Here is a 22,584-nt window from a genome sequence, read left to right as displayed (position 1 = left end):
GTTTTCCCCGCCCGAGATAGCGCCTCACCGCCCGAACCACCCCTCCGCCCGCAGCTGCGCCCAGATCTGCTGCACCGCCTTGGCGCCGCGCTGCTGCACCTGCGTCTGGTCGTCCACCACCAGCTGCCCGCCCCACAGCTGCACGTACCCCTGCGTGATCACGTGCCGCACGTTCGCACCGCTCGCGTACAGCAGGTTGCTGAGCGGCTCGGGGCCCACGGCACCACTGCCCACCAGCAGCCCGCTCACATCTACCGTGCACAGGTCGGCCTTGGCACCCACGGCAATGCGCCCCAGGTCGGGGCGACGCAGCGCGTCGGCCGCCACGTGTGTGGCGCCGTGCACCGCGTCGCGCATACTGGGCATGGAAAGCGGCGCCCCCGTGCGCCCCGGCATGCCGTTCAGCAGCCGCGCCCGTGCGCGACCGCAAATGATCGCCAGCTTGAGGTTCTCCAGATAGTCGTTGCTGTGCGTGTCGATTCCCACGTTCACGCGCACCCCCGCGGCCAGCGCCTCGGGGTACGGCTGCGTGCCGCTCGAGTTGCCCGCGCCACCACCACTGGGGCAATGCGCGTACACACCCCCGTGGCGCTTCAGCACCTCCCAGTCGGCGGCCGTGGCGCCGGTCATGTGCGCGCCGAAGAAGGGCATGTCGAAAGCGCCGAGTGACTCCAGCCACTGCGCCGGCGACTGCCCGTACAGCCGCTGCACCGTGCGCACCTCCCCCGCCCCCTGCGCCAGATGCGTGTGCATGCCGTTCCCCAGCGCGCGTGCCCCGTCGATCATGGCGCGCATGGTCTCTGGCGTGTGCGTGTCGGCCGCGTGCGGGGTCATCATGGGCCGTATCAGCCCCTCCTCGGCGCCGTTCACCGCACGCGCGAAGCGCCGGTTGGCGTCGATTTCGGCGAGCGTGTCGGGCACACTCGCGGTGAGCACCGCGTCGTTGCTGCGCCGCCAGATAGGGAAGAGCCGCGCCGTGCCCGGCACCATGCCCCCCGGATAGCCGCGCACGTGCCAGCGCCGCGCCACCCGCACGTAGCTTTGCGCCTGCTTGAGGCTGAGACTCATCTCCACGTGCGTGGTGCACCCCGAGCGCAGCAGTTCGGCCACGTTGTACGCCGTGATGTCGTCGAGCAGGTCGTCGGGGAGCGCCTCCAACAGCTCGATGGGACGCTGATACGACCGCCCCTCCTCGATGAGCCCGCGGGTGGGGCTGCCACTGGCCGCGTGTGTGTGCCCCGAGATGAACCCCGGCAGCAGCAGCTGACCCGTGGCGTTGATGCGGGGCGTGTTCCCTGCCGGCAGGCGCCCTTCGCGCACGTCTACGATGTCGTTGCCGCGCACCCGCACCGAGCATTCGCCGATCAGCGTCGGCACATTATCCCGCCATACAAGCGCCGCTGAGGCGTCAATGATGTAATCGCGCGTGCGGGGCGGTCGCACGGCGCGCGGGGGTTGTGCCGGCTGCGCGTGGGCCGGCTGCGCGTGGGCCAGCTGCGGTATGCCGAGCAGCGGCAGGGCGCCCAGGGCACCCCGGGCGATCACTTCGCGGCGGGAGAGGTTGGTGTCGTTGTTCATGGCAGCTTGATGGCGCATGGATACATGTATATACTGGATACATGGAAAAAATGCAAATCCTCTTTCCCGAGCCGCAGCTGGCCCGGCTCCGCCAGGCGGCCAAGGTCATGGACCGCCCGGTGAGCGAGCTGGTGCGGGCGGCCGTGGATGCCTGGCTCGCCGCCAATGCCCCGGCCCCGCGGCAGGTGCGGGAGGCACCCCCGGTGTACGGGCTCGGCGACATCCAAACGGACGCGGCCACGCTGCGCGAGCGCGCGTGGGAGGACCGTGCAGAGCTTTGATACCCACGTCCTGCTCTACGCCATCAATCGGGACTGTGCCGAACACGAACCGTGCCGGGCCCTGATTGCCGAGGCGCTCGATACGCCCAGCGATTGGGTCGTCGCCGAGCAGCTGTGGTTCGAGCTGTATCGCCTGCTGCGGCATCCGAATGTGCTGCAGCGTCCGCTCGATGCGGCAACCGCGGCCAACACGGTAGCGTGGTACCGTGACAAGAGCGGGTGGCAGCAGTGCGCCTGGTCGCCGGGGCAAATGCCGCGCCTGCATGCACAGTGGTCACTCAACGATTTTCCCGCGCGCCGCACCTTCGATGCTGTACTGGCGCTCACGCTGCGCGCGAATGGGGTGACGCGGTTCTACACACGGAACGTGCGTGACTTTGCGGGGGTCGGGTTTGCCGAGGTCGTGGATCCAGTCATCGTAAGGGCGCTCTGATGCTACTTGAACTCGAAAGCGTCGTGCTCGAGCACGACCTCCCTGAGCACGATCTCTGCCCTGGGGATCTTGGAGCCGTCGTTCACCTTGCGATCCGCCCGCAATTGACAATTGTCACGTGACGCGTTACATTTTCAAGTGATCAAGAGCTTTGCCGACGGGCAAACGGAGGAGTTGTCTCGAACAGGTACGGCCAAGAAAGTGCCCGCCGACGTAGCGCGGCGGGCTCTCCGGAAGCTCGACGCCATTCATGCCGCGCGTCAGGTTACCGACTTGCGTGTACCGCCTGGGAATCGGCTCCATGCGCTCAAAGGAGACCGCGAAGGCCAACATGCCATCGCGGTCAACGATCAATGGCGCATCTGCTTCCGCTCTCTCGACGGCGATGCGTACGACGTCGAGTTCTGCGACTACCACTAGCCTGTACGGTCCGATGAGCGTCCCCAACACCCGCCCGCTGGAGCGCCGTCCAATTCACCCGGGTGAGATCCTCCGCGAGGAGTTCCTACCGGAGTACGACCTCACGGTTTCGGCGTTCGCGGAAGCCGCTGGCGTGTCGCGGCAGTCCATGAACGAACTGCTTCGCGAGCGGCGCGCCGTCAGCCCGGAAATGGCCCTGCGGCTCGGCAAGCTCTTCGGGAACACGCCGGAGTTCTGGCTGAACCTGCAGCGCAATGTCGATCTCTGGGATGCCGCCCGCGATCTCAAGCGCGAGATCGCGAACATCCAGCCTCTCCGCGTCGCGTAACGCTTGCTACCCAAAAGCAATGCGTCCGCAGCCACCCGAACCGGCTGCGGACGCATTGCTTTTTGAGCGACCCGTGACGAAGGCTAGAACATCACCGGCATCGCCAGCCCCAGCTTCGCCGCCTTCTGCGCGAACGCCGCGAGGTCGCCGGCTACGAAGTCCTTGAACTGCACCTTGAGCCCGTCGAGCTGCGTACGCAGCATGCCGTACACCTCCCCCTGCTGATCGGTGGGCCTGAAGTCGGCGCTCGACGCACTCACGTCACTGCCCACACTCGCCAGCTTCTCGTACAGCTGGTTGGGCGTACGGAACGCGTCTTCACGTGCGCCGGTGAGCGTGATGTCGTACAGCTTCCCTTCTATCGCGATCACCCGCTTCTCCACCGCGTCGATCTCCTTCAGGAAGGCCTCGGCGTCGGGCACCCTGAGCGCCGGGCCCGGGCTGGCGCCGTACTCCTTCGCGTCGCGAATCTTCTCGCGCAGCGTGGTGCGCATCTGCTCGAAGCCGCGGCGCTGCCACTCGCTTTCGTCGATCAGTGCCACCGTTTCGTTCATGGCGTCGCGAATGCGCAGCGCCAGCGCCACCTGCGCGGCAATGTCGGCGTTAGTGCCCTCGCTGTTGGGGTCACGGCGCACCTCCACCTTTTGGCGCAGCGTGTCGCTCTTCCACACCATGGCCACGGTGTACGTGCCCGGCGCCACCAGCGGCCCCACCTGCCCGCCCACCAGGTCCAGGTCCCACGGCACCAGCGGGCGCGAGTCGGTCACGCGCAGGAACGTGTTGCCCGGAGGCGCCGTGCGCAGCTTGGCCTTGCGCGGCCCCTCGTGTCGCAGGTCCCAGAGGGCGCGGTTGAGCCCGCGCCTGGCCGGCGCCCCGGCGAACTTGCGAATGAGCGCACCACCGGCGTCGTATACCAGGAAGCGCACACTGTCGCGCGGCAGGGAATCCTTGGCCAACCCGCCAATGGTGTAGTTGATGGTGGCCGCCAACGGCGGGTCGGTGCCCGCCACCAGCGAGTTGGTCGCCGCCAGCGGCGTGGCCACCTTTCTGAAGCGATACGCCGCGCGCATGGGCAGCAGCGTGGCGGGGCGCGTGAGCAGCGAATCGGCCATGGTGCGCAGATACGAAATGTCGTCGGCAATGTAGAAGCCGCGCCCGTACGTGCTCACCACCAGGTCGTGGAAGTGCCCCTGAATTTGCAGCCAGCTCACCGGAGCGTGCGGCAGCCCGCCGGCGGGCGAGTGGTTGAACTCCACCCACTGCCTGCCGTCGTTGAGCGACACGTACAGCGCGTTCTCGGTGCCGGCGTACAGCAGCCCCTTCCGCACCGGATCCTCACGCACCACGTGCACGTAGCTGAACACGCTGCGCGGAATGGTGGCGTCGAGCCGCGTGAAGGTCTTGCCGTAATCGGTGGTCTTGTAGATGTACGGGTCGCGATCGTTGATGAGATGCGCGTCCACGGCAATGTATGCCGTGCCGGCGTCGTACTTGCTGGGTTCGATGGCCGAGATGGTGCTCCACTTGGGGAGCCCCGGCAGGTTGGCGGTGAGGTTGCTCCACGTCTTGCCACCGTCGCGCGTGATGTGCAGCAGCCCGTCCATGGTGCCCGCCCAGATCACCCCTTTCTCCAGCGGCGACTCGGCGATGGCGAACAGCACCGTCACGTTCTCCACGAACAGATTGTCGATCACGAACCCGCCACTGCTCTGCTGCTTGGTGCTGTCGTTGGTGGAAAGATCGGGGGAGATGAGCGACCAGCTCTGACCGCCGTTGGTGGTGCGGTGCACGTACTGCGAGCCCACGTACACCGTGTTGTTGTCGTGCGGGGAGATGTGGATGGGGAAGGTCCACTGGAAGCGGTACTTGAGGTCCTTGGGTGCCACACCGTAGCCGGCTTCGGGCCACGGCTCCACGGCGCGCGCCATTTTGGTTTGCAGGTCGAAGCGTTCGAGCCCCGCGTCGTAGCAGCCGCTCCACACCGTGCGCCCATCGATGGTGTCGGGAATGGCCCACCCGCTTTCGCAGCCGCCCACCGCGCTCCACACGCCAATACTGCGCGAGCCGCGCGAGTTGCTGGGGCCGCCGTACGAGTAGCCGTCCTGCCGGTTGCCATACAGGTTGTACGGGACCTTGGTGTCGGTGGCCACGTGGTACATCTGCGCGTTGGGGAGCGCGATGCGCGTGAAGCTCTTGCCACCGTCAATGGTGATGCCCACGCCGCCGTCGTCACCCACCACGTAGCGATCGGGGTCGGCCACATCCCACCAGATATCGTGCAGGTCGCCGCCGGCGCGCGGCGGCTGCGGCATCTTGGTGAGGCCACCGTCCATGGTGCCCACGAAGCGCACGCCCACGAAGAACACGTTGTCCGCGTTGGCCGGGTTCACCCCAAACCGGGTGTAGTACTGCGGGCGCTCCAGCAGGTCGTGATCGCGGTTGACTGCGCGCCAGCTGCGGCCGCCGTCGTCGCTGCGGTAGAAGGCCGGCTCCTTCATCTCGATGAGCGCGTACACCCGCTGCGGGTCGCTGCGCGCTACTCCCAGGCCAATCTTGCCCATGGTGCCGGTGCGTGGCAGGCCGCGCCCCCACCCCTGGCCGTTGGGGCCGCCGTCGAGCCGAGTCCACGTGTCGCCGCCATCGCGTGACATGAAGATGCCGCTGCCGGCGCCGCCGCTGTTCTTGTCCCAGGGTACGATGTACTGCTGCCAGCTGGCCGCGAAGAGCACCCGCGGGTTGGTGGGGTCCATGGCCACATCGATGATGCCCGTGCTGTCGTTCACAAACAGCACCTTCTTCCACTCCTTGCCACCGTTGGTGGTGCGCCAGAGCCCGCGGTCGGGCTGCGGCCCGTAGCCGTGCCCCTGCGCCGCGGCGTACACCACATCGGGGTTGGTGGGATGAATGACCACCCGCCCAATGCGCCCCGTGTTCTCGAGCCCCATGCGCTGCCAGTGCCCGCCACCGTCGGTGCTGCGGTAGATGCCGTCGCCAATGGACACATTGCTGCGCAGGAACGTTTCCCCCGTGCCGAACCACACCACATTGGGGTCACTCGGCGCCACCGCAATGGCACTCACACTGCTCACGCGCAGCGAGTCGGTGACCGGCACCCAGCGGATGCCGCCGTTGGTGCTCTTGAACAGCCCACCACTTGCCGCGCCGGCGTAGTAAGTCTTGTACTCCCCCGGCACGCCGGCCACCGCGATGACGCGGTTGCCGTCGGGCCCCACGAACCGCCAGGACGGGACCTTTACGAAGGCGGTGTCGAGGAGGAGAGCCGGTGCGGCTGCGGGTTTGGGGGTGGGGCGTTGGGCGATGAGGAGAGCGGGGACTAGCCCGAGGGTAGCGGTAAGCTGGCGCAGTCGCATGGTACCGGGTTGAGGGGACTGTGCCAGAAACATGCGCCTCAGGCATGAAAGCCGCGACCTGCGGCACATGCGCGCGTCTCGTGACAGTCCAGAGGAGAAAACTCTACCGTTTCGAGAATCTGGCAGCACTTGTCCTAGGATTCCCCAAGAGGTCCGATTGAACTGGCCGGGTAGTGGGGGCAAGAGTTTTCATCGAAGCCCGTGACAGATTGCCAAGACCAAACATAGTTCTCGCGAGGATGTACCGATTCCGGTTGAGGAGCTCCAAAGTTGAGGCGCAGATTCTGAGCTAACACAGCTGTGGCGCTAGGTGCATTATTGAACATCAATTCACAGACGTTAACTATTTGCCGTCTGACAAACACGGGCATGTTGGAGACAAATTGCCGCGCCGATCCAACGATTTTCAGAGATTGGTTCTGTTTATCGAACAGAGCCTATCAGGCTTTGGTGTTGAAGTCCGAGAATCCGCTATGGTTGCGCCCGTTGATGGTGGGGCTCATGTCGAAATAGACGTACTTCTCGAGGCTGCCGTTGGCCCCCGCAAACTCAGGATTGCTATCGAATGCAGAGACCACAAGCGACCGGCGACCAAGGAGTGGATAAACGAGATCGTTGGGAAATATGCCGTTCTCCCGATCGATAGAGTCATCGCTGTCAGCCGGAGCGGGTTTACCAAGGGAGCTATCCAGAGAGCTGTGGGCGGAAGAGTGACCCTCACATCGCTAAGCGAGGCACAAGAGGCCGACTGGCCGAGAATCATGCACGGCTGGCGTACGACAGTTGTCGAACTGCATCCGCAGCCTCGAAGAGTTCAACTAGAGCTCGTGAATGCTTCCAGGCCCTCTGACGTAGAAGATCTCACCAACGCGGCCATAGCTGACGCTAGCGGCAGAGTGATATCTTCTGTACTTGCCGACGCCAAAGCTCTATACGCCGCGCACGCTCGGCGGCGACTTGGAGAATGGCTCGCTAATGAACCCCGGATATGGGTCGAACTGGATGACCATCCCTGGGTGGTTGCTCTCGACTTCGAGGCCCGCGACAGGTACTTGGTGCACCGAGGCGGCGAACTCCTCCAAATCGCTCGGTTAACAGTCGAAGTAGAATGCGTAGTGGTAGTACAGAACCTTGCTCCAGAGTTCTATCGCTACGAGGGAGCGGCGATCGTTGTATCTCACGACGATTCACAAGACGGTACAAGAACCACATTCAGCATGATTATCGATCCAGCTGCAGGCCAACCGTATTCGCTAAACGTTCGACGCTTTCGCCGGTAGGCGCATTGGTAAAGCCCTTGCTTTGTTCGCGCATCTCGATTGGCGAACGGCTGAGTGCTCTATTGACGCGTTCAGTTGCTCAATCGCCGCAAGTCCTGCTACTAATCCCTTCAGGTTGCGGACGCTACAACGAAATCAACAGGATTACTTCAACAGGAACCTCCTTATATGAGTGAAATCTCAATCCGATCGGAAAGCCAGATTAACCCGGTTGCTGATGAAGTATCCGCGCTCATCGCTGTGATCCGCCCGATATTGCAGGGGCTGCTGTATGCTCTGAGGCATGACGTCGTGGCGGAAGCGGGGGGATTCGAGACGGTCAAACTAAAGATGCTACCTCGGCTATATCGCGCTGGGGACGGCGACATTGGAATCTGCTTCGAGTACGCTGTTCACGACGCAGTCAAACGCGGTGAGCCGAGCGTTGTCGAAAAAATCAATGACGGATTGAAGAAACACTGTCGGGTCAAGGGAACGGAGACAGCTTCGATATTGTTCGGCGCGGAAAAAAACGGAGCACTTCGGCTGATTGATACCGCGAAGGGCCTGCTTACCGACGACTCAAGACTATTGACAGGAGCTCAGGCTCAACCGGTAAAGCTTCGCCGGTACATCAACCTGCTCGCTGCTGCGTTCCGTCGGCCGACCACGCGCCCGTACTTGCCTGCAAGTATCAGCGGTGCATGGAAAGCCGATCTGTTCTTGGGAATGAAGGATACCGATCGTTGGATCGGTACCTCAGTGAAGATTAATGCCACTCAACTCGAAGGCGCTCGCGGAATTCGTGTCGGCATTGTCCCATCGAAAGCAGGGAGGAGCGACAGAATCACAATCGATGAGTCGAAGAACCTCGTTGTTTGCCCGCTTCCCTACGACGCGTCATTCATGGAGGTTTTTTACTCGGCATGGGTCATTGTTCAGCAGTTCATCGCGGCAGATGCGCTTATGCCCAAGGAGGCATCATTGCCATCTACGTCTCAGCGAATGGTTGCACGCCTGCTCGTTGAACGACGAGACTTTCCGATCGTCGACGTGATTGAGGCTCTTGGACCGATTTCTCAACCCGAGCTCTTGCTCACAACGTCAAGCAGTCGCCCGGTTGAATCGAGCCGAGAAGAGCTTGCCGCCGTAGAGACGCTTATTGCGCCGATATCACGGCTAGTTGTTCCTACGAGCTAACATTTCTATGCCTGACCTACGCTCGAGTACTAGTACACGGCTCTAGACTGGCCCAGATCCTCATTGCATACTTGCGATATGTCGCGTTCTCGAAAGCTTACACTGCACCTCGAAGGACTTCTCGAAGAGGAGGGTCTCGTACAGGCCCAAGACTTCGTCGAGTTCCTGCAGCACGCGCTTGGGGTCTTTCGTAGACTTGAGCGTGGGCAGACCGGTGCAGCTCCATCCGCGCGAACCCAAACGAGCTTCCGAATTGTTGATCTTGAGCTCGGGAGCGCGACTGTCGTCCTAGAGACGTCGGCGCCGTCCAACATCGATGTAGGTCTCATGTTCTCGCAGTTTGCCGAGGCAGTAGCCGTCTACAGGGACCGCAGCACACGCAATAGTCGACTGGACCGTGCAGTACTTGAGGAGATTGGCGAAATGATGGCGCCGGTTGCGCGTGGGCGAGTCAGGCAAGCGACGATAACGGTAGACGATGTTTTGTTGAGTGTCTCGTCGACCACTTCTGCAGAACGATTCGACTTAGCCCTATCTCCTGAAACCAATCTATCGGGGACAGTGTCCGGTTTTGTCGACGTGATCAATGTTCATCGAGAGCCGCTTTTCTATCTGTATCCTAGCGAAGGTCCACGCATCACTTGTCGCTTCGATCGGACTTACCTTGATGAGGCGCGGCTCGCCTTGCGGCAGTACTGTCGTGTGCATGGTCTACTTACGTTCACCGACAGTAGCCCCTATCCGCTTCGCGTTGATGTGGAACGAATTGAAGTCCCTCCTGAGTCCTCGGCGCAGCGCACTTTGCGGAGCTTTGTTGGTTCTGTGCCAGACCTTACAGGGGGTATGGAAGCAGTCGAGTACCTGCAACGCCTTAGAGATGCCGAGGATTAAGTACTGCTGGGACTCGGGCGTGTTCATTGCCATGCTCCAGGACGAGCGATGGCGAGGTATTGATTTTGACGCATTGCTCGAAGTAGTCGACGCTTTCGATCGCGGACAGATTTCATTAGTCACCTGCGGAACGGCGGTCAGCGAGGTTATCGGCGACAGTTCATCCCCTCAGATCCCACAGCTGTTCGACTCCTTAACACAACGCCCAGGGTTTACCATGTCTTATCCGGGGCCGGCAGTTGTAGAACGGGTGCGGCGCCTGCGCTTGGAGGCCCGTGCAGCAGGACGTCGACTGAAGACTCCGGACTGCAATTTTATTGCAACTGCACTTCTTCTCCGCTGTGACGCACTCCACTCTTTTGACGATCAGCTACTCTCACTGAGCGGCTCCGATCTCGTGGATGGGCTTGTCATTACTAAGCCACGAGAAGCACAGACAGTTCTAGCACTCTAGCTGTTGTCTGTGACCCGCTGTGGCAGCATTGGGCGATTCCATTTCCGATGAGCTCAATGCTCGGTAGAGCACTCCTTCCAAGAGGCGACTTCGAACGGTGTCGCGCGCCGTTATGGCGTGCTCAAGCTGGTCGCAGCAAGCCATCGTGCTGCGAACCGCCTCAACGATGCGACACTGCTCTTCCAGTGGTGGAAGTGGGATAGGTAGATCGAGGATAACGTCTCGCGACACATTCTTCATCGAAGGACTGACGCCAGTTGCCAGATTGGCATAGTGCGCGCGCGCATAGTCAGCCGAGTTGTTGACCATACAGATGAATTGACGATTTACCGAATTGTTGAGCTGCAGCCGAACAATCTTGTCGCTCAACATCAGATTGGTCGGATCCTCCTCGACAACCACGGCCCTTGCCACAAGCTCCGCCGTATTCGCGCGAGATATCAGGAAGTCGCCTCGCCGTACCTGCGCTTGCAAGCGGGGCTCCACCCCGGGAAGAAGCTCCTTATTCTCCTCCCCCCGAAACTTACCCCATGAAACTGCACTGACGCGGAGTACTCCCCACCTATCACCCGTTCTCGGAATCTCCGTTGTCTTGGGACTCCAGCCGGAGTCCGCCCGTGCAACAATCGCTCGCAGCTGAACCCATGACCAGCCCGCGGGTATATGAAACGGCGCGACTTCTGCCTTCTGATGTTCGCTACGTTCACGCTCCAGAACTGACTCGCCAGACCGGTACTTGCTTGAAGCATGAATGGGCTTCTGCGGTACCAATCGTCCGCGGACCGCAAGGTTTAGGATTGTCTGGCGAAGCTGCCTGATCTGAGCCGCGCGCGCGGTCAGTATCGGCACAACCTTGATGGCGAAGCGCGCGTCTGCGACGAACGACTCCGGATCCGGCGTGTTAAGCCGTCCCAAGCTCACCGTAGCCAGCCGGTCGCGCGCGGCTTCGCGTTCCTTGCGCGCGGCTTCAAGCCGGTCGCACAGCGCCATCAGCTCGTCGACCTTCGCGACGATGCGGTGCTGTTCGGCTAGCGGTGGCAGTGGAAGCAGCTGCCCCTGCGCCATTCTGGCCGTCAGCTCCACTTGGTTTGTCGAACCTGACGCTTTCTCTTCGATCACGCCGTAAACGTAGTCGGAGCGTAGCCACAGACCAATAAAGTCTGGGTCAACGATCAGAGTGCGAACAACAGTCACGTGACTGTCACAGACCAATCCAGGAGGGACTTCGCGTAGTCGAATGAGTCGGCCGATCGTTCCCGTTCCGGTCGAATTCCAGAGAATGTCGCCTTCACGAAGAAAGCGCTCGGCCTCATAGGCGCGCAGCGACTCAAACGTAATCCGCTTCGCAACAGATAGGTCAAGGCAATCCCACTGGACGCAGCGTTGAGAGATGACCAGTGCTCCATCGTCAGTACTGTATTTCGGCGACTTCCCTCGTTGGATATACGATGAGACTGCATCTAGGGTCGTCCAGCACCAACTGGCGGGCAGCGCAAATGGGGGCTTTATCGAAGTTTGGTCATCTCCAACGATTTTCTTCGACGACCTGCGGTTTGCTATGAGCGCCTTGCTCTCCGCAATCATCTCCATGAGGCGCGACGCCGTTTCATCGCTAGGGTCCTGCGGGACTAGCCCACCATGCATGGCGAGGCTGATGATCCACTGGCGCAACTGCTGAATGGCATCTGGTGCTTCTGTCAGCTGTTCGAAGAGCGCAAGGAGTTCCGCACTATTCATCACAGCAGCGCCTCCGCCAGCATCGCCTTAAGCTGCTCCCGCAACCGCGCCGTCTCCGCCTCCGCCGCCTCGAGCTCCGCCAGCAGCCGCACCGGATCCCCGTGATCATCCGCCACCGTGTGCGAATTCTTGATATCGAGGTTGTACCCGCGCGCCTTCACCTCGTCGGCGGTCACCTTCCACGCCTGCTCGGTCACCACGCGCCCATCACGCTCGGCGCCGCCCCACCACTCCACGCAGCCGGCGAAGTGCTCCTGGCGAATGGGCTTCGTCATGGAGTACGCCTTCTGCTCCCTTGGTACGCGGTGCTCGTAGAACCAGATGTCTTTCGTGGGGCCACCCTTTTCGAAGAAGAGCAAGTTGGTCCCGATGCTGGCGTATGGCTTGAACACGCTGTTGGGGAGCCGCACGATGGTGTGCAGGTTGCACTCCGCCAGCAGCGCCTCCTTGAGCCGCGTCTTCACCCCTTCGCCGAACAGTGACCCGTCGGGCAGCACCACGGCCGCCCGCCCGCCGGGCTTGAGCAGGCGGATGAACAGGGCCAGGAACAGGTCTGCCGTTTCCTTGGTGCGATAGTGCGCTGGGAAGTTGCTATCGATTCCATCCTCTTCCTTTCCGCCGAACGGCGGATTGGCGAGGATGATATCTACCCGGTCCTTCTGCTCCCAGCTGATATACGGGCGCGCAAGCGTGTTGTCGTGCCGCACAAACCCGGGGTCCTCGATGCCATGAAGCAGCATGTTGGTCACGCAGAGCATGTGCGGCAGCGGCTTCTTCTCCACCGCGCGCAGCCCGCCCTGCAGCGCCTGTTCCTGCTTCACTGTCTTCACGTACCGGTCGCGCATGTGCCGGATGGCACAGGTAAGAAAGCCACCAGTACCGCAGGCAGGGTCAAAGAGTACCTCGCCTGGCTTGGGGTCGATGCGATCCACCATGAACGACGTCACCGCACGCGGGGTGTAGTACTCGCCCGCGTTCCCGGCGTTCTGCAGGTCGTTGAGTAGCTGCTCGTACACCTCGCCGAAGTGCTTGCGCTCGGCAAGGTCGTTGAAGTCGACCGTATTTATCTTGTTCACCACCTGGCGCATCAGATGGCCGCTCTTCATGTAGTTGTACGCGTCCTCGAACACCCCGCGCACCACCCGCGCCCGGTTGGCTGAGAGGGCGCGGGCGGGCAGTTCCTTGAGCGTGGGAAAGAGGTCGTCGTTCACGAACGCCATGAGCGCGTCCCCCGTGATCCCCTCGGGGTCTGCCGCCCACGTGCGCCACTGGAGCCGTCTGGGAATGGGAGAGCGATACCCGTCCTGCATGACTTCCAACTGCTGGTCCTGATCGTCGATGATCTTTAAAAAGAACATCCAGCAGAGTTGCGACAGACGCTGCGCGTCGCCATCGACGCCGCTGTCCTTGCGCATGAGGTCCTGAATCGCCTTTACGGTGCTGCGTGCTGACATTATCGCGGCGCTTTGGGAGAAGGGAGTCTGATCGACTTCAGTAGCTTGGCGAGGCTGTCGTGCGCATCTGGATACAAAGCGCGCTGGGGTACACGAGGAAAGCTTCTGTCCGCCCAGAATGTCTTCGGGTTGAAGCGGAACTTGGCAACAAGACGTCGCCCGAAATCCGTTTCATAATGCTCATATTCGAGTTTCTGGTCGAAGGCCCCCATTTCCGGGAACTCGGCCATGAGGTAGCCCTCTTGGATATGAGGCCGGAGCGCCGCGGGGGGACAAATGCCAGCTAGTTTGATGGTCTGGATCCCGGAATCGATACTGACGGTCAGGACGCCGCTCAGATTGGGGACACCCAACACGTAGATGTACGCTTCATTCTCGGCACCAACAGTGGCGAACGAAGCCGCGATTCTGAGTGACCGAGATACATCCAACAGCGGAGTGGCACACACCTCGTAGTGCTGGAGAATCGCCCACCGAAGAATCCGCTGCCTTCGAAGTTGGGTCTTCGGGAGTAAATCCTTCGCCTCAAAGAGAGCAACGAGCTGTTGTTCCGCCTGAGCTAACCTTTCGAAGCGTTCGTGAAGCAGCGCCCGCGCGGGAGGCTGGCGGCTTCCCTTTGCGCTACGGAGAATGGTCGGCTTGAGCGTTGAGTTCTTCTGAAGATTCTGATGGTCGCTGTTCTGGCCACGAAAGAGCAATTCGAGTTCAGGATTCCGGTACTGAAGCTCCGCCACCTTCTTCGCGAGATCCATGAACGACTTAACTGGATGGCCGACACCTTTGCGAATCTCGGTGTACTTCGCCTCACGTGGTTCTGCCGAAGCATCGAAGTAGCTGAAGAGCTGTGATGTGCCAATGGCTCTCATTGCTCAGGCTGACTCATCGAGGGGCGCGTAGAGCGCGTTCTGAACTTCACGCACGGCTTGCTCGAAGCCGGCCTTACCACCGAACTGCTTGATCAGCTGTAGTGGGGTCCCCATGGCGTTGAACGGCGGGATCTCCAGCACCCTCACGTTGTCCAAGTCCGACACCACCCCTTCGTCGCGATACTTCTCGAGCAGCGCCTCGAGCACCACCCGCGCCTGCGCCCCGTACTTCGCGAACACGTTGCGCTTCCGCACATTGTTCGCCCGGTCGCGGCGGCTGAGCGGCGGCTGGTCGTAGGCGATGTGGCAGATGAGGTCGAAGGGGTCGAGATCCTTCCCCACCTCTTCTTGGAGGGGGGCCAGAAGCAGCCCCTCCTCCGCAAGTTCCGCGATCACGCTGTCCTTTCGCTCGGCGCTGCGCCACCGGCGCAGGAAGTCGTCCAAGCTCGCGAAGTGCCGGCGGATTGCCTTTCGGCTGTAGTCGCGCAGAGACTCCGTGACCAGCTTGCCGGCATCGTCGAGGTACTCAACGCGCTCCAGCAGCACCGTGACTGGCCGCTCTTTCACGTAGAACTTTTTCGGGCCGCTGCCGCCCCCGGGCGGAGGGGGATATACGGGATTGTTATCGATCAGCGTGATTTCGTCTTCCCCAGGCTCGATCGGGAGCTGATTCCCGTCGTCGTCGACGCCCGGAGAATCGCCGTCATCGGGAGGTACCGGGGGATCATCCGGCTCGGGCTTGTAGATCTGTACCGGTTCCCCATCGAAATCCGGGTCAGCGAAGTGATTGGTCGCCTTCCGGAAATCCACGAGCGTGAAGTAGTATTTCTGCGTGTCCTCGTGCACGCGGGTGCCGCGCCCCACGATCTGCTTGAACTCCGTCATGGAGCCCACTTCGCGGTCGAGCACTATCAGGCGGCACGTCTGGGCATCCACCCCGGTGGAGAGGAGCCGCGACGTAGTCACGATCACAGGGTAGCGACTCTCCGGGTCGATGAAGTTGCCCAGCTGGGCCGTCCCTTCGGGATCATCACCGGTGATGCGCATGACGTAGCGCGGGTTCTGCTGCACCAGATCGGCGTTCTCGTTCACCAGCGCCTGCCGCATGCGGGCGGCGTGCTCCCTGTCCACGCAGAACACGATGGTCTTCTGGAAGCGATCCCCGCTCTGCTTTAGGTACTCTGAGATCCAGCGCGCCACCCGCTGCGTCCGGTCATCAATGACGAGGGTGCGGTCGAAGTCCTTCTCGTTGTACAGCCGATCGTCGATCTCGTAGCCGTGCTTATCCGTCTCCCCCGGCTTCGGGCGGTAGCCTTCCACGTCCACATCGAAATGGACCTTGATCACCTTATACGGTGCGAGGAAGCCGTCGCTGATCCCCTGCTTCAAGGAGTAGGTGTATACCGGGGCGCCGAAGTAGTGGATGTTGGAGACATACGATGTCTCCTTGGGTGTGGCGGTGAGGCCGATCTGCGTGGCATTCCCGAAGTACTCGAGGATTTCGCGCCACGCCGAGTCCTCGGCAGCGCTGCCGCGGTGACACTCGTCGATGACGATGAGATCGAAGAAGTCCGGCGAGAACTCCCGGAACAGCTTCTGACGATCCTCGGGGCCAGTAATTGCCTGATACAGACCCAGATAGATCTCATATGCTGGGTCGATGCGCCGCTTCTTATCGATCGCCAATGGAAGGTCCACCAACGACCCGTCTGCACGCTCGATCGTCTTGCTCGACGTGCTGAGCTTGGCCATGGCGGGTCCGAAGGGGCGGAAGTCGTTCACCATGGTCTGGTCAATCAGCACATTGCGATCGGCCAGGAACAGGATGCGTTTCTTCTGCTCCGACTTCCACAATCGCCAGATTATCTGGAAGGCGGTGTACGTCTTCCCCGTGCCGGTGGCCATGACCAGCAGGATGCGGTTCTGCCCCCGTGCGATGGCTTCGGTGGCGGCATTGATGGCGTTGCGCTGGTAGTACCGGGGCTCCTTGCCGGCGCCGTCATCGAAGTAGTCCTGAAGCACCACGTCGACCTGCGCCGGAGCGAGCCCCTTCCACGACTGATATCTCACCCAAAGGTCAGCGGGCGCCGGGAACGCATTCAGGGCGAGCGTCTGCTCAATGGGAGTGGCCTGCCCCGTGCGATCGTGGAACTGGAACCCTGACCCGTTCGAGCTGAACACGTACGGCACGTCCAGGGCGGCCGCGTACTCGAGCGCCTGCTGCATTCCATCGCCAACCGAGTGCGTCTCGTCCTTGGCTTCGATCAGCGCAATGGGCAGATGCTTGTGATACAGGAGGTAGTCGGCGCGCTTGGCCTTGCCGCGGGTCACCAGCTTCCCGCGCACGATGATGCGCCCCTTGGTGAACGAGACCTCCTCCCGAACCTGCGTCTGGATGTCCCAGCCCGCTGCGGCGAGCGCCGGGGTGATGAGCTTCGTGCAGACGTCGCGCTCAGAAAGCTTGGCCATGATTTAGGAGTTCAGGGCACGAACATTTTCGCAGAATTTGCCAGTGTAGAGTGCTCGGCACAGTATACGGTTGAGTGCCGGATACTTCAAAGCATCATGCCGGTACTCTGGCCTCGTAACCCCCGTTTAGAGTATTCGGCGTCCTTTTTTCATGTCGCCGCTATGTTCACAGCCGAGGTCCGACGCCTTCAAACGTCTTGCCCCAGTCGCACAATTTCGCAGTGCGCGGCGGCGGCAACGCCTTCGCACCCGTGAAGATCAATACTACGCGCGCAGTGCGTACCTCCACTGGCGCGGCAGCTTGATCCCCAGTTGTCGGTCGATGTCGTTGGCCCATCTCCGGAGCATGGTCGGCCTCACTTGGTGTTTGGAGAACCCTCGCGTCACCGCGGCATGCAGCGCTTGCCGCACCCGCTCTACTGGTGGCTCCGCAATGGACAGGGCGTCGAGCTGCGTGCGCAATGCATCGACGACTGGCAATTCACCCCACTCGTATGCTGGACGAACCGCTGGGAGGCCGAAACGACCAGCTGCCTCCTGCAGGTCCAGGAGATCTTCGCCTTCCAGTGGAGTGGGCACGAAGTAGTATTGCACCGCTCTGGCGCTCATTGCCTTCAATACCGGAAAGGCAAGCTTCGAAACTGCTCGAGCGACAATCATTGGTACGCGACCGCGGTTGCTGCATTCCTCGAGGAACGCCCAGAACGATGACTGCGAGGGACAGATTGCCTGTTCCGTCCAACTGATCCAGAGCGTGGCTGAAAGTCGAGGTGCGTTCACGTCGACATAGCGCGAACGCACGGCCAAGAGTCGTTCATTCGAGCCAACCTGTCCGATTTGGCGCTCACCACCATTGGTGATGCCGAATCCGTCGAGCTGCTCACAAATTTGCTTCGCGACGATGGTGACGGCGCTCTCGTGCTCTCTTGGCTGACGATTAATCCACACACGGCTCACTTCCGCGATGTCACCACCCAGCCGCTGAGCAATTTCTAGCGAATTCACGAAAACGCCTGCCAGAGGCTCTACCATTGCCCCATCGGCGAGAAGGCGCTCGATCGCCAGAGACATATGTAGGTGCCCAATTCGATTCGTACCGACTTCGCAGAGCCGGTATTGAATTCCTAGCAATGGCATCGCCGGAGTTCGCTGAAGCAGCTTCCAGATACGTGCCTGGATGTTCTCGAATTGGCTATTCATGTCGTTGTTCGACGCCACGCGCGGCCGCTGGTAATAATATTATTACCAGCGGCCGCGCGTGGCGTTACAGACTTTCGCGTGTAAGCTTCTGTTTTTCAACGCTTTATGGCTGTATCGGCACTTTCGTCTAGTCGTTTTGTGTAGCGAGATTGACTTCCATAAAGAAACTATTCTTGCTTTTTGTCGTATTTACTGAAAGTATTCTTTCTCCGATAGTTGAGGTGAATCCATGGCCGTTACCACCATCAGAAGCGCCAATCGGGCACCAGCGCGGGTTGTTGACGTCGCCACAACGCTGGGACGCAACATCGCACTCGCCCGCAAGCGTCGGCGCCTTCGGCTGGCCGACGTAGCACAGAAGGCGGGAATCACTATCCCTACGCTTCGTGCAGTTGAGGCCGGCAACGTGGGGACGAGCATGGGTGCCTATATCGCGGTCCTGTGGGCGCTCGGCCTAGAGGATGGGCTACTGCCCGTCGCAGCACTGGAGTTCGACCACGAAGGACAGATCCGTGAACGCGCCGCCCTTCGCCGCGGGGTCGCGCAGCCGCGCATCAGCCGCAAACCACTCGACGACGATTTCTAATCGCGTATGGCCGACACCGAAGAGTGCTACGTATACCTCCACCGGCCGCAGTCGGCAGAGGTGGTGACTTGCGGTCGCTTCGTGCGCGAGCAGAACGGATTCGGTGATGTCGTGGGACGTTTCGTATATGGCCAGCGCTATCGGGAGGATCCGAGAGCCGTACCCATCGACCCCATCAATCTGCCGCTTTCGGCGAACACGTACGAAACCGTGAAGATGGCGGGTGTGTTCGGGGCCATTCGCGATGCCGGTCCCGATGCGTGGGGCCGACGAGTGATCGAACACGCGCTGGGGAAGCTCGATGTCGGCGAAATCGAGTATCTGCTGAATTCCCCGGAAGATCGCGCCGGGGCGCTGTCCTTTGGCTTGGGAACGGTACCGCCACCACCAAAGCGGCCGTTCAATACGACCCTGCAGCTCGAGGCACTCCTCAACGCGGCGAAGGAATTGGAGGATCTGGCACCCGGTACACCTATTCCCGACTCCGTACAGCGCCTCCGGGAATTGATGGAAGCGGGTACGTCCATGGGCGGTGCGCGACCCAAGAATGTGGTGTCGGACCGCGAAGGGATCTGGCTGGCCAAGTTTCCCTCCCGTAGAGATCGTTGGAACAATGCCGCGGTCGAAGCGGCCATGCTTTCACTGGCGCAGCGATGCAACATTCGCGTTCCGCCGTACCGCGTGGAGAAGGTCGGTTCTGCGCCGGTACTGCTGCTCAAGCGTTTCGACCGCGAGCCGCTGGAAAGCGGCGCGTCGACATACAGCCGTGCGCGAATGGTCAGTGCCCTCACGGTACTCGATGCCGAAGAGTCACTCGACAAGCAACGATGGTCGTATCTGCTCTTCAGCGATGAGCTGCAACGATGGTCCAGTCGCGCCGTGCTTGATCGCGCCGAGCTGTTCCGGCGCATGGTACTCAACGCTCTCGTGACCAACAACGACGATCATCCGCGCAACCACGCGCTAATTGCCCATGCTGCCGAGTGGCGCTTGTCGCCGGCGTACGACATCACGCCCACGCCGCTCCATGCCCACGAGCGGGATCTTGCGATGACGTGCGGCCTGTCGGCGGGGCGACGCGCAACGAAGGCGAACTTGATCTCGGGCTCTGTGCGATTCGGGTTGAGTGCCGAGGAAGCCGAATACGTTATCGATGACATGCGGGCTGTCGTGGCCGCGACGTGGGAGAGTGCCATTCTCTCGCACGGCGGCAATTCGGCCGACTGCGAGGCGGTGCGTCCGGCCTTCGAGATACCGGGGTTCGACGCGTAGTGCACGCACCGAAAAGCGAAAGCCACCGCAGAGTTTCTCTGGGTGGCCTTCGGGCCAGCAACCAAGGCTGCTGGTGGGCGACACATTGAAGATAGCGATTACTTCGCGACCGCGTCCAACACCTGCTTCGCGAACGAGCGGTCGTACTCTACCACGTTCTTCTTGGCGATCACTTCCACAGACGTCACGCTCTCGCTCACCCGCTCGAGTCGCACGGTGACCTCGAGCTCCCCCTTCATGCCGTTCAGAATGCGCACGTCGCCGCGCTTCTCGGTGCCTCGACCGGTCTCGCTCACGCTGTTCGCCCCGAACGCGGCCACGGCCTTGTCGAAGTTGGCGTTCACCGTGCCAGCCAGCTGCGCGTTGGCGCCGCGCTTGTCGTAGGCCGCGGCAGCCCCGGCGCCGGCACCAGCCGCTACGAGGAAACAGCCGCTGCTGCTGAGCGCGGCGGCAGCGAGGGCGAGGGATAAGGCTGCGCGACGAGCGGACATGGGTTTGTTGGGGACGTGAGGGAACGCGTGCGCACAGAGATCACCGAGGGTGGTGAGAGGCACGGAGTGATGTGGGGGTACACCCATCATCGTTGCGTGCTCCCTGTTTCCATGAACTGACGGATATCCGGCGCATACCTACGGGCCCACGGGCTGAGCGGTAGAATCTCCGGGTACCCGCGCCTTCCCTCCCCCGCGCCCGATTACCCAATGAATCGTCCCCTCCGCTCTGCCGCGCACTCTTCGAACACTTTAGCCGCGCTGGCCATCTTCGCCGCGTCTGCTCACGCCCAACCCGCCACGCAACGCTGGCTCGTCCTCAACCACGGCACCGATGCCGGGGAGCTCGTGGTCACCAGCCGCGGGGACTCGGCCACCGCCCGCTGGGTGTACACCGACCGCCAGCGCGGCACCCGCACCGAAGCGCGCTACGCCATGGGCACCAACGGGCTCCCGGTGAGTGCCGAGGCGCGCCCCGTCCTCGCCGATGGCAGCACGGGGCCGGTGAACGAGTCCATCGCGCTCACCGGTGACTCGCTGCGCTTCACATCGCTCGGCATGACGCGCACCATCGCGCGCACCGCCACCGAATTCGTGCGCCTGCGCGGTGGCACGCCGTGGGAGCAGGCGGCGCTGGCACGCGCGCTCATCGCCCGCCCCACCCGCTCGGCCAGGGTGAACGGCAATAGCACCATGCGCGCGAACATCGTGGCCGATACGCTGCTGCGCGCCAACGGCGCCACCCAACGCGTGCGCCTGGTGATGGTCACCACCGACAGCAGCGCCCTCCCCACCGGCACCTGGCTCGACGAACGCGGCCAGCTGTTCGCCACCGAAGTGCAGTGGTTCATGACGGTGCAGCCGCGCGCCGTGCCGTTCATGCCCGCCATGCGCACCATCGAACTGCGGTGGCGCATGGCCGAGGCAAGGAGACTGGCCGACAAGGTCACCACACCGCACAAGGGCACGGTGGTGTTCCGCAACGGCAATCTGTTCGACGCCGACAAGGGCGTGATGGTCCCCAACACCACCGTGGTCACGCGCAACGATCGCATTATCAGCGTGGGGCCCGCGGCAAGCGTGGCCACGCCCGATGGCGCCACCGTCATCGATGCCACCGGTAAGACCATCATGCCGGGCATGTGGGAGATGCACGCGCATCTCTTCGCCGCCCCGTTCGGCGTGGCGCAGCTGAGTCAGGGGCTCACCACCGCGCGCGACCTGGCCAGCGACCCCGATCTCGCGGTCATGCTGCGTGACAGCGAAAAGAAGGGCGCACTCGCCGCGCCGCGCTACATTCTCGCCGGTTTCATGGAGGGGCCGCTCAAGTGGCGTGGCCCGTCGGGGTCACTCGTGAGCACCGAAGCGCAGGCGCGCGAATGGGTGGCCCGTTACGACTCGCTGGGCTACAAGCAGATCAAGGTGTACAACGTGGTGCACCCCGACTTGCTCCCCACCATCGCCAGCGAAGCGAAGAAGCGCGGCATGCGACTCAGCGGGCACATCCCACGCGGCATGAGCATGGAAGCCGCCATCGCCCTCGGCTACGACGAGATCCAGCACGGCGCGTTCTTCTTCTCCAACTTCTTCCAGGATTCGCTGTACGTGCCGCAGATGCGCGCCTACAGCAGCGTGGCGTTCGCGGTGTCGCCCACCTTCGACGTGAACGGCGCGCCCATGACGAAGCTGCTGGAAATGCTCAAGGCGAAGAACACCGTGGTAGACGGTACCTTCAGCATCTGGATCGGCAACATGGGCATCACCGACAACGCCGCGCGACTCAAGAGTGATTCCGCGTACGTGACGCTCATTCGGCGCATGCACGACCTGGGCATTCAGATGGTGCCCGGCACCGACGAAGCCCGCAGCGCCACCTATCCGCGTGAACTGCAGATGTTCGAGGCGGCGGGCATTCCGCGCGCGAAGATTCTGCAGATGGCCACCATCGAATCGGCGCGGGTGATGAACGACGCGCGCGATTACGGTAGTGTGGCCGAGGGGAAGGTGGCCGACGTGCTGCTGGTGAACGGCAATCCGCTGGAGCGACTGAGCGACCTGTCGAAGCTCGAGACCGTGATGCGCGGTGGCCGCCTGTACGACGCCGCGAAGCTCAAGCGCATCGTGATGCAGCTGGGGAGTATCGGCGCGGCAAGCGCGCACGGCGAGGAGGATCCGCGCTTCTATCATCCGCACTGAGGCGGCCCGGAGCGGGGGCGGAACGCGCTCATACGGAGATCGCCGAGGAGGGTGAGGGCCTGGAGAACAGCGTAGTTTCCATTGTGGCATGTGCAGTT

Annotated in this window: 19 protein-coding genes; 11 read left to right on the top strand and 8 right to left on the bottom strand. The window is 62.1% G+C overall.

Going from position 1 to position 22,584, the window contains the following annotated elements; all coding sequences use genetic code 11:
- Window positions 1–24: 24 nt before the first annotated feature.
- On the bottom strand, window positions 25–1,596 hold the full coding sequence (locus tag O9271_RS03970) for an amidohydrolase family protein (protein WP_298266318.1): 1,572 nt from the start codon (window positions 1,594–1,596) through the stop codon (window positions 25–27).
- 23 nt (window positions 1,597–1,619) lie between these two features.
- Here O9271_RS03970 and O9271_RS03965 point away from each other — a divergent pair, with 23 nt between their 5' ends.
- The 4 genes from O9271_RS03965 to O9271_RS03950 all read left to right on the top strand — a co-directional run bounded on the left by O9271_RS03965 (window position 1,620) and on the right by O9271_RS03950 (window position 3,040).
- Window positions 1,620–1,859, top strand: a complete 240-nt coding sequence (locus O9271_RS03965; protein WP_298266317.1) for a hypothetical protein — start codon at window positions 1,620–1,622, stop codon at window positions 1,857–1,859.
- On the top strand, window positions 1,846–2,292 hold the full coding sequence (locus O9271_RS03960) for a TA system VapC family ribonuclease toxin (RefSeq protein WP_298266316.1): 447 nt from the start codon (window positions 1,846–1,848) through the stop codon (window positions 2,290–2,292). Before O9271_RS03965 ends, O9271_RS03960 begins: the two co-directional genes overlap by 14 nt.
- Window positions 2,293–2,430: 138 nt before the next feature.
- Entirely contained in the window at window positions 2,431–2,712 is a 282-nt protein-coding gene (locus O9271_RS03955) for a type II toxin-antitoxin system RelE/ParE family toxin (RefSeq protein WP_298266315.1), read from the top strand.
- 13 nt (window positions 2,713–2,725) lie between these two features.
- On the top strand, window positions 2,726–3,040 hold the full coding sequence (locus tag O9271_RS03950) for a HigA family addiction module antitoxin (RefSeq protein WP_298266314.1): 315 nt from the start codon (window positions 2,726–2,728) through the stop codon (window positions 3,038–3,040).
- 83 nt (window positions 3,041–3,123) lie between these two features.
- On the opposite strand, the gene O9271_RS03945 is transcribed toward O9271_RS03950, so the two are convergent.
- The gene (locus O9271_RS03945) at window positions 3,124–6,411 is read right to left on the bottom strand and encodes a hypothetical protein (RefSeq protein WP_298266313.1); all 3,288 of its coding nucleotides are present in this window, start codon (window positions 6,409–6,411) and stop codon (window positions 3,124–3,126) included.
- A gap of 413 nt (window positions 6,412–6,824) precedes the next feature.
- Between O9271_RS03945 and O9271_RS03940 the strand changes: the two genes are divergently transcribed.
- From O9271_RS03940 to O9271_RS03925, 4 genes are all read left to right on the top strand, one after another.
- Entirely contained in the window at window positions 6,825–7,691 is an 867-nt protein-coding gene (locus O9271_RS03940; RefSeq protein WP_298266312.1) for a restriction endonuclease, read from the top strand.
- Between the two features lie 168 nt (window positions 7,692–7,859).
- Window positions 7,860–8,870: a hypothetical protein gene (locus tag O9271_RS03935; RefSeq protein ID WP_298266311.1), complete on the top strand. Its 1,011-nt coding sequence runs from the start codon at window positions 7,860–7,862 to the stop codon at window positions 8,868–8,870.
- Window positions 8,871–9,197: 327 nt separating this feature from the next.
- Window positions 9,198–9,761, top strand: a complete 564-nt coding sequence (locus O9271_RS03930; protein ID WP_298266310.1) for a hypothetical protein — start codon at window positions 9,198–9,200, stop codon at window positions 9,759–9,761.
- Window positions 9,748–10,215: a PIN domain-containing protein gene (locus O9271_RS03925; RefSeq protein WP_298266309.1), complete on the top strand. Its 468-nt coding sequence runs from the start codon at window positions 9,748–9,750 to the stop codon at window positions 10,213–10,215. The genes O9271_RS03930 and O9271_RS03925 overlap by 14 nt, the downstream gene beginning before the upstream one ends.
- Here O9271_RS03925 and O9271_RS03920 read toward each other — a convergent pair.
- From O9271_RS03920 to O9271_RS03900, 5 genes are all read right to left on the bottom strand, one after another.
- Complete coding sequence (locus tag O9271_RS03920; RefSeq protein ID WP_298266308.1) at window positions 10,204–11,952, bottom strand: restriction endonuclease subunit S; 1,749 nt, start codon at window positions 11,950–11,952, stop codon at window positions 10,204–10,206. The two genes, O9271_RS03925 and O9271_RS03920, sit on opposite strands and share 12 nt — an antisense overlap.
- The gene (locus O9271_RS03915; protein WP_298266307.1) at window positions 11,952–13,406 is read right to left on the bottom strand and encodes an N-6 DNA methylase; all 1,455 of its coding nucleotides are present in this window, start codon (window positions 13,404–13,406) and stop codon (window positions 11,952–11,954) included. The genes O9271_RS03920 and O9271_RS03915 overlap by 1 nt, the downstream gene beginning before the upstream one ends.
- On the bottom strand, window positions 13,406–14,272 hold the full coding sequence (locus tag O9271_RS03910; protein WP_298266306.1) for an FRG domain-containing protein: 867 nt from the start codon (window positions 14,270–14,272) through the stop codon (window positions 13,406–13,408). Before O9271_RS03910 ends, O9271_RS03915 begins: the two co-directional genes overlap by 1 nt.
- A gap of 3 nt (window positions 14,273–14,275) precedes the next feature.
- On the bottom strand, window positions 14,276–16,741 hold the full coding sequence (locus O9271_RS03905) for a DEAD/DEAH box helicase family protein (RefSeq protein WP_298266305.1): 2,466 nt from the start codon (window positions 16,739–16,741) through the stop codon (window positions 14,276–14,278).
- A gap of 264 nt (window positions 16,742–17,005) precedes the next feature.
- Window positions 17,006–17,941, bottom strand: a complete 936-nt coding sequence (locus O9271_RS03900; protein WP_298266304.1) for a hypothetical protein — start codon at window positions 17,939–17,941, stop codon at window positions 17,006–17,008.
- Window positions 17,942–18,170: 229 nt separating this feature from the next.
- Between O9271_RS03900 and O9271_RS03895 the strand changes: the two genes are divergently transcribed.
- Together O9271_RS03895 and O9271_RS03890 are read left to right on the top strand one after the other, a co-directional pair.
- Window positions 18,171–18,527 carry a helix-turn-helix domain-containing protein gene (locus tag O9271_RS03895; protein ID WP_298266303.1) on the top strand — a complete coding sequence of 119 codons (357 nt, stop codon included), beginning with the start codon at window positions 18,171–18,173 and terminating at the stop codon, window positions 18,525–18,527.
- A gap of 6 nt (window positions 18,528–18,533) precedes the next feature.
- Window positions 18,534–19,799, top strand: a complete 1,266-nt coding sequence (locus O9271_RS03890; RefSeq protein ID WP_298266302.1) for a HipA domain-containing protein — start codon at window positions 18,534–18,536, stop codon at window positions 19,797–19,799.
- 98 nt (window positions 19,800–19,897) lie between these two features.
- Here the strand turns inward: O9271_RS03890 and O9271_RS03885 are convergent, their stop codons facing one another.
- Window positions 19,898–20,290: a DUF3568 family protein gene (locus O9271_RS03885; protein WP_298266301.1), complete on the bottom strand. Its 393-nt coding sequence runs from the start codon at window positions 20,288–20,290 to the stop codon at window positions 19,898–19,900.
- Window positions 20,291–20,500: 210 nt separating this feature from the next.
- Here O9271_RS03885 and O9271_RS03880 point away from each other — a divergent pair, with 210 nt between their 5' ends.
- Window positions 20,501–22,486, top strand: a complete 1,986-nt coding sequence (locus O9271_RS03880; protein WP_298266300.1) for an amidohydrolase family protein — start codon at window positions 20,501–20,503, stop codon at window positions 22,484–22,486.
- Window positions 22,487–22,584: the final 98 nt, after the last annotated feature.

The organism is Gemmatimonas sp. (assembly GCF_027531815.1).
Taxonomy (GTDB): domain Bacteria; phylum Gemmatimonadota; class Gemmatimonadetes; order Gemmatimonadales; family Gemmatimonadaceae; genus Gemmatimonas.
The sequence above is the reverse complement of the archived record's forward strand: the minus strand, read 5'-3'. Positions and strand labels throughout refer to the sequence as shown.

What these genes read in the sequence shown, in the direction of transcription:
- O9271_RS03970 (WP_298266318.1), bottom strand. Translation starts at nt 1,596, where the DNA reads ATGCGCCATCAAGCTGCCATGAACAACGACACCAACCTCTCCCGCCGC.
- O9271_RS03895 (WP_298266303.1), top strand. Translation starts at nt 18,171, where the DNA reads ATGGCCGTTACCACCATCAGAAGCGCCAATCGGGCACCAGCGCGGGTT.
- O9271_RS03890 (WP_298266302.1), top strand. Translation starts at nt 18,534, where the DNA reads ATGGCCGACACCGAAGAGTGCTACGTATACCTCCACCGGCCGCAGTCG.
- O9271_RS03885 (WP_298266301.1), bottom strand. Translation starts at nt 20,290, where the DNA reads ATGTCCGCTCGTCGCGCAGCCTTATCCCTCGCCCTCGCTGCCGCCGCG.
- O9271_RS03905 (WP_298266305.1), bottom strand. Translation starts at nt 16,741, where the DNA reads ATGGCCAAGCTTTCTGAGCGCGACGTCTGCACGAAGCTCATCACCCCG.
- O9271_RS03920 (WP_298266308.1), bottom strand. Translation starts at nt 11,952, where the DNA reads ATGAATAGTGCGGAACTCCTTGCGCTCTTCGAACAGCTGACAGAAGCA.
- O9271_RS03880 (WP_298266300.1), top strand. Translation starts at nt 20,501, where the DNA reads ATGAATCGTCCCCTCCGCTCTGCCGCGCACTCTTCGAACACTTTAGCC.
- O9271_RS03900 (WP_298266304.1), bottom strand. Translation starts at nt 17,941, where the DNA reads ATGAATAGCCAATTCGAGAACATCCAGGCACGTATCTGGAAGCTGCTT.
- O9271_RS03925 (WP_298266309.1), top strand. Translation starts at nt 9,748, where the DNA reads ATGCCGAGGATTAAGTACTGCTGGGACTCGGGCGTGTTCATTGCCATG.
- O9271_RS03965 (WP_298266317.1), top strand. Translation starts at nt 1,620, where the DNA reads ATGGAAAAAATGCAAATCCTCTTTCCCGAGCCGCAGCTGGCCCGGCTC.
- O9271_RS03935 (WP_298266311.1), top strand. Translation starts at nt 7,860, where the DNA reads ATGAGTGAAATCTCAATCCGATCGGAAAGCCAGATTAACCCGGTTGCT.
- O9271_RS03915 (WP_298266307.1), bottom strand. Translation starts at nt 13,406, where the DNA reads ATGTCAGCACGCAGCACCGTAAAGGCGATTCAGGACCTCATGCGCAAG.
- O9271_RS03930 (WP_298266310.1), top strand. Translation starts at nt 9,198, where the DNA reads ATGTTCTCGCAGTTTGCCGAGGCAGTAGCCGTCTACAGGGACCGCAGC.
- O9271_RS03910 (WP_298266306.1), bottom strand. Translation starts at nt 14,272, where the DNA reads ATGAGAGCCATTGGCACATCACAGCTCTTCAGCTACTTCGATGCTTCG.
- O9271_RS03945 (WP_298266313.1), bottom strand. Translation starts at nt 6,411, where the DNA reads ATGCGACTGCGCCAGCTTACCGCTACCCTCGGGCTAGTCCCCGCTCTC.
- O9271_RS03950 (WP_298266314.1), top strand. Translation starts at nt 2,726, where the DNA reads ATGAGCGTCCCCAACACCCGCCCGCTGGAGCGCCGTCCAATTCACCCG.